15 protein-coding genes and 1 tRNA gene are annotated in these 16,781 nt (G+C 66.5%); 6 read left to right on the plus strand and 10 right to left on the minus strand.

Annotation, left to right across the window (positions count from 1 at the left end):
- Positions 1-57 precede the first annotated feature (57 nt).
- A complete protein-coding gene (locus ABIC50_RS06655) occupies positions 58-774 on the minus strand; it encodes an SDR family oxidoreductase (RefSeq protein ID WP_354162534.1) in 717 nt (238 codons plus the stop codon).
- A 133-nt stretch (positions 775-907) separates the two neighbouring features.
- On the opposite strand from ABIC50_RS06655, the gene ABIC50_RS06660 reads away from it, so the two are divergent.
- The 4 genes from ABIC50_RS06660 (at position 908) to ABIC50_RS06675 (ending at position 4,377) form a co-directional block, all read left to right on the plus strand.
- Positions 908-1,885, plus strand: a complete 978-nt coding sequence (locus ABIC50_RS06660; protein WP_354163643.1) for a LysR family transcriptional regulator — start codon at positions 908-910, stop codon at positions 1,883-1,885.
- A 194-nt stretch (positions 1,886-2,079) separates the two neighbouring features.
- A complete protein-coding gene (locus ABIC50_RS06665) occupies positions 2,080-3,468 on the plus strand; it encodes a nucleobase:cation symporter-2 family protein (protein WP_354162537.1) in 1,389 nt (462 codons plus the stop codon).
- 97 nt (positions 3,469-3,565) lie between these two features.
- Positions 3,566-3,988, plus strand: a complete 423-nt coding sequence (locus ABIC50_RS06670) for an NUDIX hydrolase (protein ID WP_354162540.1) — start codon at positions 3,566-3,568, stop codon at positions 3,986-3,988.
- An 86-nt stretch (positions 3,989-4,074) separates the two neighbouring features.
- Complete coding sequence (locus ABIC50_RS06675; RefSeq protein WP_165752829.1) at positions 4,075-4,377, plus strand: hydrogenase maturation factor; 303 nt, start codon at positions 4,075-4,077, stop codon at positions 4,375-4,377.
- Positions 4,378-4,428: 51 nt separating this feature from the next.
- Here ABIC50_RS06675 and ABIC50_RS06680 read toward each other — a convergent pair whose 3' ends face one another.
- Positions 4,429-4,641: a hypothetical protein gene (locus ABIC50_RS06680; protein WP_006753552.1), complete on the minus strand. Its 213-nt coding sequence runs from the start codon at positions 4,639-4,641 to the stop codon at positions 4,429-4,431.
- Positions 4,642-5,010: 369 nt separating this feature from the next.
- On the opposite strand from ABIC50_RS06680, the gene ABIC50_RS06685 reads away from it, so the two are divergent.
- Together ABIC50_RS06685 and ABIC50_RS06690 are read left to right on the plus strand one after the other, a co-directional pair.
- Complete coding sequence (locus tag ABIC50_RS06685; RefSeq protein ID WP_354162543.1) at positions 5,011-6,168, plus strand: DUF4382 domain-containing protein; 1,158 nt, start codon at positions 5,011-5,013, stop codon at positions 6,166-6,168.
- A 65-nt stretch (positions 6,169-6,233) separates the two neighbouring features.
- On the plus strand, positions 6,234-6,395 hold the full coding sequence (locus ABIC50_RS06690) for a hypothetical protein (protein ID WP_012365739.1): 162 nt from the start codon (positions 6,234-6,236) through the stop codon (positions 6,393-6,395).
- Positions 6,396-6,514: 119 nt separating this feature from the next.
- Here ABIC50_RS06690 and ABIC50_RS06695 read toward each other — a convergent pair whose 3' ends face one another.
- The 8 genes from ABIC50_RS06695 to fdnG form a co-directional block, all read right to left on the minus strand.
- Positions 6,515-7,276 (minus strand): Fic family protein, encoded by a 762-nt coding sequence (locus tag ABIC50_RS06695; RefSeq protein WP_175790152.1) that lies wholly within the window; start codon positions 7,274-7,276, stop codon positions 6,515-6,517.
- A 167-nt stretch (positions 7,277-7,443) separates the two neighbouring features.
- A tRNA-Sec gene (locus ABIC50_RS06700) sits at positions 7,444-7,539 on the minus strand.
- 51 nt (positions 7,540-7,590) lie between these two features.
- Positions 7,591-9,516, minus strand: coding sequence for a selenocysteine-specific translation elongation factor (gene selB / locus ABIC50_RS06705; protein ID WP_354162546.1), 1,926 nt, complete (start codon positions 9,514-9,516; stop codon positions 7,591-7,593).
- Complete coding sequence (gene selA, locus ABIC50_RS06710) at positions 9,513-10,952, minus strand: L-seryl-tRNA(Sec) selenium transferase (protein WP_354162549.1); 1,440 nt, start codon at positions 10,950-10,952, stop codon at positions 9,513-9,515. The genes selB and selA overlap by 4 nt, the downstream gene beginning before the upstream one ends.
- 75 nt (positions 10,953-11,027) lie before the next feature.
- A complete protein-coding gene (fdhE, locus tag ABIC50_RS06715) occupies positions 11,028-11,963 on the minus strand; it encodes a formate dehydrogenase accessory protein FdhE (protein WP_354162552.1) in 936 nt (311 codons plus the stop codon).
- A gap of 107 nt (positions 11,964-12,070) precedes the next feature.
- The gene (locus tag ABIC50_RS06720) at positions 12,071-12,697 is read right to left on the minus strand and encodes a formate dehydrogenase subunit gamma (protein WP_105831433.1); all 627 of its coding nucleotides are present in this window, start codon (positions 12,695-12,697) and stop codon (positions 12,071-12,073) included.
- Positions 12,694-13,608, minus strand: a complete 915-nt coding sequence (fdxH, locus tag ABIC50_RS06725) for a formate dehydrogenase subunit beta (RefSeq protein WP_011658409.1) — start codon at positions 13,606-13,608, stop codon at positions 12,694-12,696. The genes ABIC50_RS06720 and fdxH overlap by 4 nt, the downstream gene beginning before the upstream one ends.
- Before the next feature lie 10 nt (positions 13,609-13,618).
- Entirely contained in the window at positions 13,619-16,690 is a 3,072-nt protein-coding gene (gene fdnG, locus ABIC50_RS06730) for a formate dehydrogenase-N subunit alpha (RefSeq protein WP_354162555.1), read from the minus strand.
- Positions 16,691-16,781 lie beyond the last annotated feature (91 nt).

Raw genomic sequence — 16,781 nt, forward strand, 5'->3', positions numbered from 1 at the left:
GTATTGAATCGGCGCGGCATGCGCAGCGCGTCGTCACGCGCCCGACTGCCCCGGCCACTACCACGGCACCGTGCGCCCCTGGTAATCGAGGTATTCGAGCCCCGCGCGCCGCTGCTTGCCGATCAGCACGTTCACGAGGCTCGGCACGCTTTCGTCGATCGTCAGTCGCGCATCGGGGCCGCCGAGTTCCGTCCGAACCCAGCCCGGCGCCATCAGCACCATCGCGCGCGGCGTAGCGGCCTGGCGCGCCGCGAAGCTGCGCATGAACTGGTTCAGCGCGGCCTTGCTGCCGCGGTAGACCTCGCGCATGCCGCTCACGTTGTTCGCGACACTGCCCTGCCCCGACGACATCGCGCCGATCAGGCCGTCCGCAGTCACGAGATCGTGCAACGCCTCGATCACGCGCATCGGCGCCAGCGCGTTCGTGATCATCACGCGCACGAACTCGTCGGTCGTGACTTCGCCGATCGTTTCGCTCGGATCGTTGGTCGTGCCGGCATTCACGAACAGCATGTCGAAGCGCCGGCCCGACAGGCGCGCGCGCAACGCAGCCAGTTGTTCCGGCTCGCAGATGTCGAGCGTGTCGATCTCGAGCCGTTCGCCGAAGCGCTCGGCGAGTTCATGCAGCTTCGTGCGCCCCGACCCGGCGCGGACGGTGCCGGTGACATGCCAGCCCTTGTTCAGGAATTGCTCCGCCATCGCGAGCCCGAGGCCGCGCGAGGCCGCGATGAGCAGGATCGAGGGTGTGCTGGCGTTCGATACAGTCGATTGCATGGGTTTCACCTTTACCGAAGTCCGTGATCCGGCCACTATAGGCGCGCACCATCTGATGCACCAGACGCACCGAATTCAATCGATAGTTGCATCGAACGCCATGTCACCGCGCGCGATGTCGTATGCTGTTCGAATGGAAGACATCGACCTGAACCTCGTTACCGCGCTCGACGTGCTGCTCACCGAAGGGAGCGTGACCGGTGCCGCGCGCCGGCTCGGACTGAGCACCTCCGCGATGAGCCGCACGCTCACGCGGCTGCGCACCGCGACCGGCGATCCCCTGCTCGTGCGCGCCGGACGCAAGCTCGTGCCGACGCCGCACGCGGCGGCACTGCGCGATCGCGTGCATGCCGTCGCGGTCGATGCGCGTGCCGTGCTTCGGCCGGCGACGGCCGACATCGACATGACGACGCTGTCGTCCACGTTCACCATCCGCGCGGCCGCATCGTTCATGGACATGCTCGCCGGCCCGGTGGTCGCCGCGATCGGCGACATCGCGCCCGGTGTGCGCGTGCGTTTCGTCGCCAAGCCCGACCGCGATCCGGGGCCGCTGCGCGACGGCACGGTCGACCTGGAAATCGGCAAGCGCGGCGACGATGCGCCCGAACTGCACACGCGCGAGCTCTTTCACGACGGGCACGTCGCGGTGGCGCGCGCCGGACATCCGCTCTTCGCGGCGGCCAGAATCACGCCCGCGCGCTACGCGGCCTGCCGTCATGTGATCGCAGCACAGCTCGGCGACTTCGGCGGCCCGACGAACGATGCGGCCGACACGCCCGCACCGGCCCATACCGTGCAGGTCGTGGTGCCCGGCTATCCCGATGCGATGCGCGTCGCGGCCGGCACCGACCTGATTGCGCTCGTGCCGCGCTCGAGCCTCGGCAACGCATTCACGCCGGGGCTCGTGGACGCGCTCGGGCTGCGCAGCTTCGCGATACCGGTGCGGTTGCCCGAAATTCTGATCTCGGCGCTATGGCATCCGCGCATGCACGGTGACCCCGTCCATCGCCGTCTGCGCGATGCCGTCATCGACGTGTGCCGGCGCGCGTATCCGGCAGCCCGCGCACCGCGCGCACCGGCGCGCGGCACGAAGCCTCGCACCGCCGGCTGAAGCGTCGCGATCCGCGCGAAACACTCGCGACGCAGGCAGCGGCCAGCCGACGATCAGCAAGCTCGCCGCCGCGTGCTCGGCGGCACGCATCGGCGCCGCTTTCCCGCATCCCGCCCCCCGCATCGCGCGCGGGCCGCGCCGCAGGGCCCATCGGCTAAAATGCCGCACTTTCCACCTTGTCCGGCCCGCTCGCCATGCAACCCGCTTCCCCCGCCCGATCCGCCGCCCACGGCGCCGCCGACGCCGATCCGTCGCACGACCTCGTCTATGGCCCCAATGACCGGCCCGCGCCGATGGTCGCCTTCGTCGCCGCGCTGCAGCACCTGCTGGCGATCATCGTGCCGATCGTCACGCCCGGCCTGCTGATCTGCCAGGCGCTCGGCGTATCGAGCCGGGACACCACGCTCATCGTGTCGATGTCGCTCGTGATTTCCGGCATCGCCACCTTCGTGCAGTGCAAGCGCTTCGGCCCACTGGGCGCCGGCCTGCTGATCGTGCAGGGCACCAGCTTCAACTTCGTCGGCCCGCTGATCGCCGGCGGCAGCGTGATGGTCAAGCAGGGCACGCCGGTCGAGACCGTGATGGCCGCGATCTTCGGCGTCGTGATCGCCGGTTCGTTCGTCGAGATGGCCGTGTCGCGCATCCTGCCGTTCGTGAAGCGCCTGATCACGCCGCTCGTCACCGGCATCGTCGTGCTGCTGATCGGCCTCACGCTGATCAAGGTCGGCCTCATCAGCATGGGCGGCGGCTACGGCGCGATGGCCAACGGTACGTTCGCGAGCACGCAGAACCTGACGCTGTCGTGCGTCGTACTCGGCACGATCATCCTGCTGAACCGCGTGCCGATCGTATGGGTGCGCAGCACCGCGCTCGTGATCGCACTCGTGATCGGCTATGCCGCGGCCGTCGTGCTCGGCCGCCTCGACTTCACCGGCGTGCATCAGGCCGCGCTGTTCCAGGTCCCGACGCCGCTGCACTTCGGCATCGGCTTCTCGTGGTCGCTGTTCGTGCCGATGCTGATCATCTACCTCGTCACGTCGCTCGAAGCGATCGGCGACGTCACCGCCACCAGCAAGATCTCGAAGGAGCCGGTCGAAGGGCCGGTGTGGATGCGGCGGATCAAGGGCGGCGTGCTCGTGAACGGCGCGAACTCGCTGCTGGCCGGCGTGTTCAACACGTTCCCGAGCTCGGTCTTCGCGCAGAACAACGGCGTGATCCAGATCACCGGCGTCGCGAGCCGCCACGTCGGCATCTGGATCGCCGGCATGCTCGTGGTGCTCGGCCTGTTCCCGGTCGTCGCGGGCGCGCTGCAGGCCGTGCCGGAGCCCGTGCTCGGCGGTGCGGCGATGGTGATGTTCGGCGCGGTGGCCGCGTCGGGCATCAACATCCTGTCCGGCATCCACCTCGATCGCCGCGCGCTGCTGATCATCGCGGTGTCGCTCGCGCTCGGCCTCGGCGTGTCGCAAGTGCCGGACATTCTGAACAGCCTGCCGCATGCACTGAAGAACGTGCTGGAATCGGGCGTCGCCACGGGCGGCATCTGTGCGCTCGTGATGAACTGGTTCCTGCCGGAACAGAAGTAACGCTGGCGGCTCCATGAAGACGCGACCCGGCGGGCGGGCCGCGTCGCGCTCGGCGCCCCGGCTTGGCCGGGTGCCCGACACTCGCTAGAATCGGTCCATGCCCCAAACTCCCCTCTCCACGAAGCCGCCGGAAGGCAGTGCCGTCCCGATCAAGGAACGGGCGACGATCGTCTGCTATCGCGACGAACAGGTCCTGCTCGTGGCGCGCGCGACATCGCGCTGGGCGCTGCCGGGCGGCACCATCAAGCGCGGAGAAACGCCGCTCGAAGCCGCGCATCGGGAATTGCAGGAAGAGACCGGCATCACCGGCCAGGCTCTCGTCTACTCGATGCAGTTCACAGGGCTCGCGAAGGTCCATCACGTGTTCTTCGCCGAGGTCGGCCCGGACCAGACGCCGCAAGCGAGCAACGAGATCCAGAAGTGCAAGTGGTTTCGCATCGACAGCGTCGACGGCGTGCGCGCGAGCATCCCGACGAAGCGGATCGTCGAGCTCGTCTACCGGCACGAACTCCTCAAGTAGGTAGACACCCCACCCCCAGCGGCTCGCACGAGCCGATATGATGCGCCCACGGTCCGTCGTCGCGTTCCCTTCCGAGCGAGCTGCAGATGAACAGTGCGTACACCTACCGCGGATACACCATCGACGTCCGCTGCGAATTCCGGCTCGACAAACCGCGCGACCACGCGCCACCGCCCGACACGCTCCGGTTCGGGTTCGTCGCGGTCGTGCAGGTGCGCACGGCCGGCAGCGCGCCGCGTCTGCTCGCGCCAGTCCGCCTCGCGGACGATGGCGGCCGCCTGTTCGGCAGCACGCTCAATGCGTTGCGCGCAGGCCGGGCGGCCGGCGAAATCATCGTCGACGATCTGTTGGTCGATCGCGGCTCCGCCGACGGGCGCGCGCGTTCCTGAGCCGGTCGTCGGCCTCGAACGTGCTGGACGGATCGGCCGGCGTGCCGGCGCTCAGTGCAGGCGCTTTCTTCGCAGTTCGTGCGTGGAATAGACGACGAGGAAGATACCCAGCATCGCGACGCCGGATGCAATGAAGTCGTTTGCGGTTCCCGCGCTGTTCAGCGATTTCGGGAAGATGCCGAGACTCAGTCCTGCGGCAGCCAGGAATACCCCTGCCGCCACACCCCACACCGGTCCGGTGGTCTTTTCGATTGTGTTTTTCATACAGCACCCGTCTACGGTTATTGCCTGAACGGTATCGGCGCATCGCACGTGCACCTACCGTCCGTGCCTAGACTATAGCGAGGAAAAAATTCAAACGGGTTCGGTGCTTTTCCCCATCAAGTTTTTCGCGAACGCAATCGGGCGGCGTCGCGCGGCGTCGCGGCTCGCTCCGTTTCGTCAGATGAATGGCGAAAATTCGGCGGCTCTCGAACGGCCTTCCCCCTGTTGCATCGCCATTCGCAACGGCCCCGCAGCAGTCCTTACGCTCCGACGCACAATTTACGGTTCGTTGCAAAGCTGTCCACACTTTGGGCATGCCGGCCCGCTATGCTTCGTTGCATCCACAATCAGATTGGAGGGGGCAAAATCATGAACAACCATTTCTGGAAGGCCGCACTGTGCGCGGCCATGGTGCCGTTTGCGCTGGCAGGTTGCGGCGGCGGCGACGATGGCGGCGCGCAAACCGGCACGCTGCATGTCGCGATGACCGATGCGCCGTCATGCGGATTCGACCACATCTACGTGACCGTCTCGCAGGTTCGCGTCAATGCGAATACGAATGCTTCCGATAACGATGCCGGCTGGTCGACGATCACGCTGGCGACACCGCGCAAGATCGACCTGCTGTCGCTGACCAACGGCGTGCTCGCCGATATCGGCCAGACCGCGCTGCCGGCCGGCCAGTATCAGCAGATCCGCCTCGTTCTCGCGCCGAACCAGGGCAATAGCCTCGCGAACTCGGTCGTTCCGACGGGCGGCACCGAGCAGGCGCTTGCAACGCCGAGCGCGACGCAAAGCGGCTACAAGATCATCCAGCCATTCACGGTGCAAGCCAACACGCTCGTCGACCTCGTGCTCGACTTCAACGCGTGCAAGTCGATCGTTCAGCGCGGCAACGGCACGTATGCGCTGAAGCCGGTCGTCACCGCGATCCCGACCGTCGTGAGCGGCGCGATCTCCGGCTATGTCGCACCGGCCGAAGCGGGCGCAACCGTGTACGCGGAACAGGGTGGCAAGGTGGTCAGGGGCACTGTCGCCGACAGCACCGGGAAGTTCGTGCTGTCGCCGTTGATCCAGAGTTCGACGCAAGGTAACTACGACGTCGTGATCGTGCAGAACAACTTCGCGTCGGGCATCGTGCGCACGGTGCCGGTCGTGGTGAACACGACCACCGCCGTGTCGGCGTCGAACGCGCCGATCACGCTGCCGGCCTCGACGATGAGCTCGGTCAGCGGCACGGTGACGGCAAGCGCCGACGCGTTGGTGCGTGCATTGCAGACGGTCGATGCCCGCCCGTACGAGATCACGTCGATCAACGCGAACATGGACACCGGCGCCTATGCGCTGAACGTGCCCACGGCCGCACCGATCGTCGGTACGTACTCGGGCTCGCTGCCGGTCGCGCTGGCTGCATCGCCGGCTGCCGCGGCACAATATACGATCGAGGCGGACGCGGCATCGGGCGCAACGCAATCGACGAACGTCAACGCCACGACGAGCCAGTCGAACGTCAACTTCAGCTTCTGACGCACACGTCGGCAGCATTCAACGAAAGGGCCTCGCGGCCCTTTCCTCAATAACGGGAGAACGAAGTGAAGAAAGGGGTGATCGCACTGCTCGTCGCGGCGAGCGTGGTTGGCGCACTCGGTGGATGCGTCGCATACGTTCCGGGTCCGCCGGTCGTCGTCGCGCCGCAGGGCGGCCCGGGCAACGGGTTCTGCCCGCCCGGACAGGCGAAGAAAGGCAATTGCTGAGTGTATGAGGCCCGCGGAAAGCGGGCCTTTTTCGTGGTGCGTGCGTTGGCGCGGGAAGCGGGATGGCGCATGCGGCGGTTGACTGGATTCCGTGTTGGCGGAAGGCAGCCGGAGTCGAACTAACCTTGCGTGCGCAGCCCGAGCACCGCGAGGTAGACATCGAGCGCACGCAGGACGGACTCGGCCACCAGGCGCGTAATGCCGCTGTAGTCGCCGGTCACACAGGCTTCGTCCAGTGCATCGTAGTAAGCCAGTCGATCTTCCTTCCGAAGGATCGCGGGCGGATAGCCGGACTTCATCAACTCGAAATTGAGCAACAACCGCCCCGTTCGCCCGTTTCCATCGACGAACGGATGGATCTTCACGAACCGCGTGTGCAATTCGGCGGCACGCGCGACAGGATGCATCGCCGCAGCCTGCGCATCCCACTCGATGAGTGCAGCCATCTCGGCCGGCAGATGCAGGAAATCCGGCGGTGTCGTGCTGGCACCGGCGATCACGACGTTCTCGCGGCGATAACGCCCGGCCTCGCCATCGTCGATTCCTTTGAGCACCAGCCCGTGAATATTCCGGATCTGCCATTCGGAGAGCGTCTCCTGCCTGGCGACGATTTCCTCGACATAGAAAATCGCGTCGCGATGATTCGTGACCTCGAAATGCTCGCGCAGCGACTTCCCGCCGACTGTGATGCCTTCGAGGACGACCTTCGTTTCACGCAGCGTGAGCGTATTGCCTTCGATCGCGTTCGAATGATAGGTCCACTCCAGCATCAGCTTCTCGCGTAGCGATGCAAGCGTATGCGGCGGAAGCGGACGAACCGCGTCCAGCGTTGCCTTGTCGGCATCGACGACTTCCAGCAGGCGTGGTACCGATGAATCCATGAAGTCACCATTACGATCGATAAGCGCCATTTTAATCCCCAATGGGGACGATCAAGCGGTCATTGATGCGGGTCGTGACGCGGGGTGGCAAACAGACCTGATGTGGCCGTCGTTTGGAATCGGAGACGGCGGGATATCGCTGGAAAGTCGGCTACTGGCAGACCAAATGGCGGAAGGCAGCCGGAGTCGAACCGACCCGGGAGTGTCTGACACCCCCAACTGGATTTGAAGTCCAGCCGTACCACCGGATACGAATGCCTTCCAACGAGAGAAGAACCACAAGAAGCACAAGAACGAGAAGAACGCCGAGCGCGTTACGCCTGAATACTCGCCCAACCGCTGTCAGGCCGCAGGAAGTGGAGATCGCGGTGGAAGCGAGTATACCCAACCCGATCGAAGAACTCGAGAATCTGGATCGCACGCTTGCGGCCAAGCCCCGTCGCGTCGCGAAACGTCGCCGCATCGAGCCCGCCGCCGCGCGTCGGCGCGAGATCCGCAACGAGCCCGGCCAGCTCGCGCACGATATCCGCGTGATAGAACAGATCACGCACGACCTGCTGCACGTCGCCGCGCCGCGCGAGCTTGCGCAGCAGCGCCCGCACGGCCTCCTCCGCCGTGCCCGTGTCGCGCGCCAGATCGCGGACCCACGGCGGATCGAAGCGCCCGGCGTGGATCAGCGGCAGCAGTTGCCGCGCCAGCGCTTCCTCGCGCGCATCGAAACTCACCGAATGCGACGGCAGATGCAGCCAGGGCCCGCTACGCGCTACCTCCCCGCCGTCCACCAGCGCATCGACGAGCGCACGCCACAGCGCATCGCCGACGAGCGGCGCCACCATCCGCCGCAGACGTGCCGCGTCGAGCCCCTGCTCGTCCGGCACGCGCTCGTGATACGCGCGCAACGTATCGATCGTGCGCGCCTGCAGCGCCAGCCAGTGCGCCCGCGCCATCACCGTGCCGTCGTTCGACGCGGCGTCGCGCTGGCCGATCGCAAGCGCATCGTCCGGCAACGCGAGCACGTCGGGCGCAAACCCGGTGAGGTGCGTGAGCATCGTTCGAGCGATACCGAGCGGCGCCTGCGCGAGCAGCGCATCGAGCCGCCCTTCGTTGAGCCATTCCGCCAGTGCGTCGAGCCACGCGCGGCGCGCGGGCGTGCGGCGCTTGCGCGCGGGACCGAACGGGTCGAGCACACGGCCGCCGCCGACGGTGCGCGTCGCTTGTGGATTGCGAACGATGAAGCGATCGCCCGGCAGCGCGAACACGGGTTCGTCGAACACCAGTTGCACGCGCATCTTCTGGCCGGCCGCGAGCGTATCGCCGTCGAGCAGCGCGACGTGCGCGACGCGATGCAGCGTGCCGAGATGCACGTGCAGCGGCGCCCAGTGCGTCAGCGTGAGCCCCGCGTCGGCCAGCAGCGTCAGTTCGACGTCAAGCCGCGGCGACGTCGCGACGAGCCGCGCATCCGCGACGGTGTCGCCACGTTCGACGTCGGCCTTGTCGACGCCGGCCAGGTTCAGCGCGCAGCGCTCGCCCGCGCGGCCCGCGTCGACCGGTCGGTTTTGCGCATGGATGCTGCGCACGCGCGCCGCGCCGCCGGTGCGCACGACCGCGAGCGTGTCGCCGGTCGCCACGCGGCCCGCGAACGCGGTGCCCGTCACGACGGTGCCCTGCCCGGCGAGCGTAAACACGCGGTCGACCGCGAGCCGGAACAGGCCATCATCGCGGCGCGCGCGCCACGCGAGCGCCGCATCGGCGAGGAAACGCTTCAATGCGGCGACGCCCGGATCGTCGTCGCGCGTCGCGCAGGTTTCGAAGATCGGCGCGCCATCGAGCGTCGAGCCGTGCAGCCATGCGGCGATCTCGTCGCGCACCGCCGCCACGGCCGCGGGGTCGACGCGATCGCACTTCGTCAGCGCGACCGCGCCATGCGTCACGCCGAGCAGTTGCAGGATCGCGAGATGCTCGCGGGTCTGCGGCATCACGCCGTCGTCGGCGGCGATCACGAGCAGCGCGAAGTCGATTCCGCACGCACCGGCCGCCATCGTATGAACCAGCTTCTCGTGGCCGGGCACGTCGATCAGGCCGAGCACGTCGCCGTTCTCGAGCGGCGTATACGCATAGCCGAGTTCGATCGAGATGCCGCGCGCCTTCTCTTCCTTCAAGCGGTCGGTGTCGACGCCCGTCAGCGCCCGCACGAGCGTCGTCTTGCCGTGATCGATATGTCCTGCAGTCCCGACGATCATTCAGTGGGCCCTGCAATCCGCACGCATTGCGCGACGAATGTCGCTTCGTCGGCCGCTTCGAGGCAACGCAGATCGAGTCGCAGCGCATTGTCGGCCACGCGGCCGATCACCGGACGCGGCCATTCGCGCAGCCGCTTCTCGAGCTGCGCGAGCGCACGACCGCCGCGCTTGCCGTCCGGCGTGCGCACGACGAGCCCGGCGCTCGGCAACTGATCGAGCGGCAGCGCACCGCTGCCGATCTGGCTGAACATCGGCTCGACGCGCACGTCGAAGCCGCTGCCGAGCGCGGCCTGCAACGCCGGACGCACGCGTTCGGCGGCCTCGGCGATGTCACGTTGCGGCCGCGTCAGCAGCCGCAGCGTCGTGAGCCGCTCGCACAGGAATTCCGGCGCCTGATAGAGCCGCAGCACGGGTTCGAGCGCGGCGAGCGTCAGCTTGCCGACGCGCAGCGCGCGCTTGAGCGGATGTTTCTTGATCTTCGCGATGAGCGCGCGATCGCCGACGATCAGGCCGGCCTGCGGCCCGCCGAGCAGCTTGTCGCCGCTGAACGTGACGAGGTCCGCGCCGGCCGCGATGGTTTCCTGCACGGTCGTCTCGTGCGGCAGGCCCCATTGCGACAGATCGGCGAGCGTGCCGCTGCCGAGATCGACCGCCACCGGCAGCCCGCGTTCGCGCGCAAGCGGCGCGAGTTCGGCCAGCGTCACTTCCTTCGTGAAGCCGCTGATCGCGTAATTGCTGCAGTGCACCTTCATCAGCATCGCCGTGCGCGGGCCGATGGCCTCCGCATAGTCGCGCAGATGCGTGCGGTTGGTCGTGCCGACTTCATGCAGCTTCGCACCGGCGCGGCTCATGATGTCGGGGATGCGGAACGCGCCGCCGATCTCGACCAGTTCGCCGCGCGACACGACGACTTCCTTCTTCGTTGCCAGCGCCGACAGCGTGAGCAGCACGGCCGCGGCATTGTTGTTGACGACGGTCGCGGCTTGCGCGCCGGTCAGTTCGCACAGCAGATCGTCGATCAGATCGTCGCGGTCGCCGCGGCGGCCGGTGGCGAGATCGAATTCGAGGTTCACGGGCTGGGTGAGCGCGTCGACCACCGCGCGCACCGCGTCGTCGGGCAACAGCGCGCGCCCGAGATTGGTATGCAGCACGGTGCCCGTCAGGTTGTACACCGCGCGCACGGCGCCCGCGCTCCGCGCGGCCAGCGTGCGGGCGACGGCTGCCGCGATGCGCGGCTCGTCGAGCGGCTCGGCCGCCGCCGGATCCTGCTGCGCGGCGGTACGCCAGCGTTCGAGTTCGGCGCGCACCGCGTTCAGCACGCGCGTGCGGCCATAGTCGGCGAGCAGCGGCTGCAGCGGCGCCGACGACAGCACGCGCTCGACCGACGGTACGCGCGCGAGGACGGCATTCAGTTCATTCAAACCCGGTTCGCTCACGTAGGGGTGGCTCCATTTCCATGCGGGGCTGGCGGTCGGCGCCGGTGCTCGCGCGCCGGCCCCGGCTGCCTGCCGTCAATCCGCTTCGCGCGACATGTCCGGCCACAGCAGCGGGTTCGGCGAACTGCGCTGGTAGCCGGCTTCATTCATCAGCAGGTCGAGCGTAAGGCTTGCGAGATCGTCCGCGAGCGGCTCGAACTCGTAGTCCTTCTCCTGGTAGCCGATCTTGCGGTAAGTCTTGCATTCGTCGCACGATTCGGCCTTGATGGCTTCACTGCCGCCCTCGATCCCGTGGTAAGCGATGCCCTTGGTCGAGTCGCAGTGCGAGCATTTCGTGCGCACCATGTGCCACTCGGTCGTGCACAGCCCGCACTGCAGGAAACGGTAGCCCTGGAACTGGCCGCCGACGCGCACGACGCTCGCCACCGGATGCGTGCCGCACACGGGGCATAGCCCCGGCTGGTCGAGATACGGGATCTCGGCCGGCGCGATGCGGCTCGCGAGATCGGTCCAGACGACCTGCAGCGCGGCCATCAGGAACGGCGCGGTGGCCGGGTCGACCTCGGCGAAGCGCAGCGCGAGGATCGCCTCGGCCTGCGCATCGAGTTCGGCGGGCGACATCAGGCGCAGCCGGTCGAGCAGCTTCGCGAGCTGCGGGTTGACGAGCCCGGCGCCTTCGACGCGGTCGAGCAGTTCATACAGCACCGCGCGCCAGCGCGGATCGCGCTCGCCGCCGAGCGCGGGCACGAGCGGCATCGAATGCTGCTGCGCACGTGCGATCGCTTCCTTCGACGGCAGCGGCAGCTCGAGCGTCTGCAGCGTCGCATGCTGGGCATCGGCGACCGTGGCCATCAGCCGCAGGTAGCCGCTGATCGGGTTCAGGTCGGCCAGCTTGCGCAGCCGCGCGGCGCGCGCCGAAAACACGGTGGCGCGCTCCGGCAGGCAAAAGCGCGGAATGGCCGAATGATCGAGCGCCGAGATCTCGGTCGGTTCGAGAATGCGTTGTGTCACAAATATGTCTTCCAAATAAACAAGCGCCGACGAATCGGCGCTTCTGGCGATTCCGGCGGGTGGCGAAACGGTACGCCGCAATCGGCGCACCGTTCCGCTCCGGTGCGTTATTTCACGCTTTCACGGAACCACTTCGGGTGATGCTTGCGGGCCCAGCCCAGCGTGACGGTGCCGCGCACCATCGCGCCGATCGAACCCTTCACCCACAACGCCGCGTAAATGTGCACGATGATGCTCACGATCAGCACGAAAGCCGCCACGGCATGCACGACAGCGGCCGCGCGGATCACCCCGATCGGGAAGTAGAACGAGAAGTAGCGCCGCCAGATCACGATCCCCGACAGCAGGAGCAGCAGCAGGCACGCCACCAACGTGAAGAATAGCAGCTTCTGTCCGGCGTTATAGCGCCCGACGGGCGGCAGCCTGTCTTCCCGGTTGGTCACCACGTCGTCGATCTGCCTCAGCCACTGCCGATCGTCCGCGTCGAGCACGTTGTGGTGCCAGAAGCGCACCACGAGAATCGCGAACGACACGAACATCACGAGGCCGATGAACGGATGCAGGATCCGCGTCCACTGGCCGCCGCCGAACAGCGCGGTGAGCCAGAACATCGACGGATGGAACAGCGCGAGCCCGGACAGCGCGAGCAGCACGAAGGTGATCGCGGTGATCCAGTGGTTCGTGCGCTCGTTCGCCGTGTAGCGGACGATCAGGTTGGGGTCGTCGTGATTCATTTTGCGTCCTCCTCGATGCGTCGCGCCTCGTCGCGGGCGGCGGCCTCGTCTTCCGCGGTGACCTCGTTCGGACCGACGCGGATGTAGTGGAAGAATCCGGCGAGCGCGGTCAGCGCGATGCCGGCGACCGCGAGCGGCTTCGCGATCCCCTTCCACAGCCTCACCATCGGGCTGATCGACGGATCGTCGGGCAGCCCGTGATACAGCGAGGGTTTATCCGCGTGGTGCAGCACATACATCACGTGCGTGCCGCCGACGCCCTGCGGGTCGTACAGCCCCGCATGCTCGAAGCCGCGCTCCTTCAGGTCCTCGATCCGCTCGGCCGCGTGCTGCTTCATGTCCTCCTTGGTGCCGAACACGATCGCGCCGGTCGGGCAGGTCTTCACGCAGGCCGGTTCCTGGCCGACCGCGACGCGGTCGGAACAGAGCGTGCACTTGTACGCGCGATGATCCTTCTTCGAAATCCTCGGAACATTGAACGGGCAGCCGGTCACGCAATAGCCGCAACCGATGCAGTTCTCCTCGTGGAAATCGACGATCCCGTTGTTGTACTGCACGATCGCGCCCGGCGACGGGCACGCCTTCAGGCAGCCCGGATCCTCGCAGTGCATGCAGCCGTCCTTGCGGATCAGCCATTCGAGGTCGCCGGCCGGGTTCTCGTATTCGGAGAACCGCATCACCGTCCACGAGTGCTCGGTCAGGTCGGCCGGGTTGTCGTACACGCCGACGTTGGTGCCGACCTCGTCGCGCAGGTCGTTCCACTCCATGCATGCCGTCTGGCACGCCTTGCAGCCGATGCACTTCGATACGTCGATCAGCTTCGCGACGCTCCCGGTCACCGGTTCGCGCGCCGTGGGCGGCGGCGTCGTGGTGGCCGAGACGCGCTTGATATCCAGCGATTGCAATGCCATCTCTTTCCCCTTACGCCTTTTCGACCTTCACCAGGAACGACTTGAATTCCGGTGTGTACGAGTTGCCGTCGCCTACGGACGGAGTCAGGGTATTGGCGAGATAGCCGGGCTTCGTCAGACCCTTGAAGCCCCAGTGCAACGGGACGCCGACCGTCTGGACCTTCTTGCCCTCGATCATCAGCGGCCTGATCCGCTTCGTGACGAGCGCGACCGCGACGATGTAGCCGCGCTTGGACGACACCTTCACGCGATCGCCGTGCGCGACGCCGACTTCCTTCGCGAGGTCCTCGCCGATCTCGACGAATTGCTCGGGCTGGATGATCGAGTTCAGCCGCGCATGCTTGGTCCAGTAATGGAAATGCTCGGTCAGCCGGTACGTCGTCGCGACGTGCGGGAACTCGGACACCTTGCCGAACGACGCGCGGTCGCCCGGGAACACGCGGGCAGCCGGATTGTTCAGCGCCTGCGGGTTGTTCGGGTGCAGCGGGTTCGCCGCGAGCGGCGTCTCGAACGGCTCGTAGTGCTCGGGGAACGGACCTTCGTTCATCCCCGCGCGGGCGAAGAAGCGCGCGACGCCTTCCGGATTCATGATGAACGGCCCCATCCCGGTCTCGGGCGCTTCGTCCGCCTTGAAGTCCGGCACGTCGGCGCCCTTCCACGCGCTGCCGTTCCAGCCGATCAGCGTGCGGGTCGGGTCGAACGGCTTGCCGCTCACGTCGCACGATGCGCGGTTGTACAGGATCCGCCGGTTCGCGGGCCACGCCCACGCCCAGTTCAGCGTCTGGCCGATGCCGGTCGGGTCGGAGTTGTCGCGCCGACCCATCTGGTTGCCGGCCTGCGTCCATGCACCGCAGAAGATCCAGCAGCCGCTCGCGGTCGTGCCGTCGTCCTTCAGTTGCGCGAACGCGGCGAGCTGCTCGCCCTTCTTCACGAGCGTCTTCGTCGGATCCTTCGGATCCGGCAGATCGGCGAGCGCGCGCCCGTTGAACTCCATCGCGAGCTCGGCAGGCGTCGGGCTTTCCGGGTTCGCATACGGCCACGTGAGGTTCACGATCGGGTCCGGATACTTGCCGCCGTCCTTCTGGTACATCTTGCGCATGCGCAGGAACAGCCCCGACATGATCTCGAGATCGCTCTTCGCCTCGCCCGGCGGCTCCGCGCCCTTCCAGTGCCATTGCAGCACGCGGCTCGAACTCACGAGCGAGCCGTCTTCCTCCGCGAAGCAGGTGGTCGGCAGACGGAACACCTCGGTCTGGATCTTCGACGCGTCGACGTCGTTGTAGTCGCCGTGATGCTTCCAGAACTCGGACGTCTCGGTCGCGAGCGGATCCATGATGACGAGCCACTTCAGCTTCGCGAGCCCGGCGGCCGTCTTCACCTTCGACGGCGCCGCCGCGAGCGGGTTGAAGCCCTGGCAGATGTAGCCGTTCATCTTGCCTTCATTCATCAGCTCGATCGCCTGCAGCAGGTCGTACTGCTTGTCGAGCTTCGGCAAGTAGTCGTAGCCCCAGTTGTTCTCGGCGGTCGCCGCATCGCCCCACCACGACTTCATGAAGCTGACGTGGAAGGCCTTGTAGTTCTTCCAGTAGCTCAGCTGGTTGGGCCGCAGCGGCTGCTGCGTGCGCTTCTTGAGGTAGCCGTCGAAATCCTGTTCGGACTGCATCGGCAGCGTCATGTAGCCCGGCAGCAGGTTCGACATCAGCCCGAGGTCGGTCAGCCCCTGGATGTTCGAGTGGCCGCGCAGCGCGTTCATCCCGCCGCCGGCGATGCCGATGTTGCCGAGCAGCAGCTGCACCATCGCGCCGGTGCGGATCATCTGCGCACCGATCGAGTGGTGGGTCCAGCCGAGCGCGTACAGCACCGTGCCCGCGCGGCCGGGAACGGCCGTGGTCGCGAGCATCTCGCACACCTTGACGAATTTCTCCTTCGGCGTGCCGCACGTCTGCTGGACCATGTCCGGCGTATAGCGCGCGTAATGCTGCTTCATCAGGTTGTACACGCAGCGCGGATGCTGCAGCGTCGGGTCGACCTTCACGAAGCCGTCGTCGCCGCGCTCGTAGTCCCAGCTCGATTTGTCCGGATACGCGTGCTTCTCGGCGTCATAGCCGGAATAGATGCCGTCGTTGAACGCGAAATCCTCGCGCACGATGAACGAGAAGTCCGTGTAGTTCTTCACGTACTCATGCTGGATCTTGTCGTTCGTCAGCAGATAGTTGATGACGCCGCCCAGGAAGACGATGTCGGTGCCGGTGCGAATCGGCGCGTAGTAGTCGGCCACCGAGGCCGTACGCGTAAAGCGCGGGTCGACGACGATCAGCCGCGCCTTGCGGTGCGCCTTCGCCTCCGTTACCCACTTGAAACCGCACGGATGGGCCTCGGCTGCATTGCCGCCCATTACGAGAATCACGTCCGCGTTCTTGATGTCGACCCAATGGTTCGTCATCGCTCCACGGCCAAACGTCGGGGCAAGACCTGCCACCGTCGGGCCATGTCAGACACGCGCCTGATTGTCGAATACGAGCATCCCGAGGCTGCGGACAGCCTTGTGCGTCAGGTAACCGACTTCGTTGCTGCCCGCCGACGCGGCCAGCATGCCGGTGGTCAGCCAGCGGTTGACCTTCGCGCCGTCTTCCGCCGTCTCGACGAAGTTCGCGTCGCGATCGGCCTTCATCAGCTTCGCGATCCGGTCGAGCGCATCGCCCCACGAAATGCGCTCCCACTTGTCCGATCCCGGCGCCCGGTATTCGGGATGCGTCAGGCGGCTCGGGCTGTGGATAAAATCGATCAGGCTCGCACCCTTCGGGCACAGCGTGCCGCGGTTGACGGGATGGTCGGGATCGCCTTCGATATGAATGATGCTCGGCTGCGCGTTCTTCGCGCCGTCACCGAGGCTGTACATCAGGATGCCGCAACCCACTGAACAATAAGGACAGGTGTTGCGGGTTTCGACGGTGCGCGCCAGCTTGTACTGTCGGACTTCGGCGAGCGCTTCGGTCGGAGAAAAGCCCAGCAGGGCAAGACTCGATCCGGCAAGCGACGTGGCCGTCACCTTCAGGAACTGGCGCCGTGACATTTGTAGCATGATGGTCTCGGCGTCTTTGTGGGGTAAGGAGAAACTGAAAGGATTATAGACATTGAGCGCAACTATGATGCAATCCTCGGATCAATACCGA

The organism is Burkholderia sp. 567, from assembly GCF_040545115.1.
Lineage (GTDB): Bacteria > Pseudomonadota > Gammaproteobacteria > Burkholderiales > Burkholderiaceae > Burkholderia > Burkholderia ambifaria.

Excerpts from the sequence above, each read along its gene's own strand:
- ABIC50_RS06655 (WP_354162534.1), bottom strand. The coding sequence starts at position 774 with ATGCAATCGACTGTATCGAACGCCAGCACACCCTCGATCCTGCTCATC.
- ABIC50_RS06660 (WP_354163643.1), top strand. The coding sequence starts at position 908 with ATGGAAGACATCGACCTGAACCTCGTTACCGCGCTCGACGTGCTGCTC.
- ABIC50_RS06665 (WP_354162537.1), top strand. The coding sequence starts at position 2,080 with ATGCAACCCGCTTCCCCCGCCCGATCCGCCGCCCACGGCGCCGCCGAC.
- ABIC50_RS06670 (WP_354162540.1), top strand. The coding sequence starts at position 3,566 with ATGCCCCAAACTCCCCTCTCCACGAAGCCGCCGGAAGGCAGTGCCGTC.
- ABIC50_RS06675 (WP_165752829.1), top strand. The coding sequence starts at position 4,075 with ATGAACAGTGCGTACACCTACCGCGGATACACCATCGACGTCCGCTGC.
- ABIC50_RS06680 (WP_006753552.1), bottom strand. The coding sequence starts at position 4,641 with ATGAAAAACACAATCGAAAAGACCACCGGACCGGTGTGGGGTGTGGCG.
- ABIC50_RS06685 (WP_354162543.1), top strand. The coding sequence starts at position 5,011 with ATGAACAACCATTTCTGGAAGGCCGCACTGTGCGCGGCCATGGTGCCG.
- ABIC50_RS06695 (WP_175790152.1), bottom strand. The coding sequence starts at position 7,276 with ATGGATTCATCGGTACCACGCCTGCTGGAAGTCGTCGATGCCGACAAG.
- selB (WP_354162546.1), bottom strand. The coding sequence starts at position 9,516 with ATGATCGTCGGGACTGCAGGACATATCGATCACGGCAAGACGACGCTC.
- ABIC50_RS06720 (WP_105831433.1), bottom strand. The coding sequence starts at position 12,697 with ATGAATCACGACGACCCCAACCTGATCGTCCGCTACACGGCGAACGAG.
- fdxH (WP_011658409.1), bottom strand. The coding sequence starts at position 13,608 with ATGGCATTGCAATCGCTGGATATCAAGCGCGTCTCGGCCACCACGACG.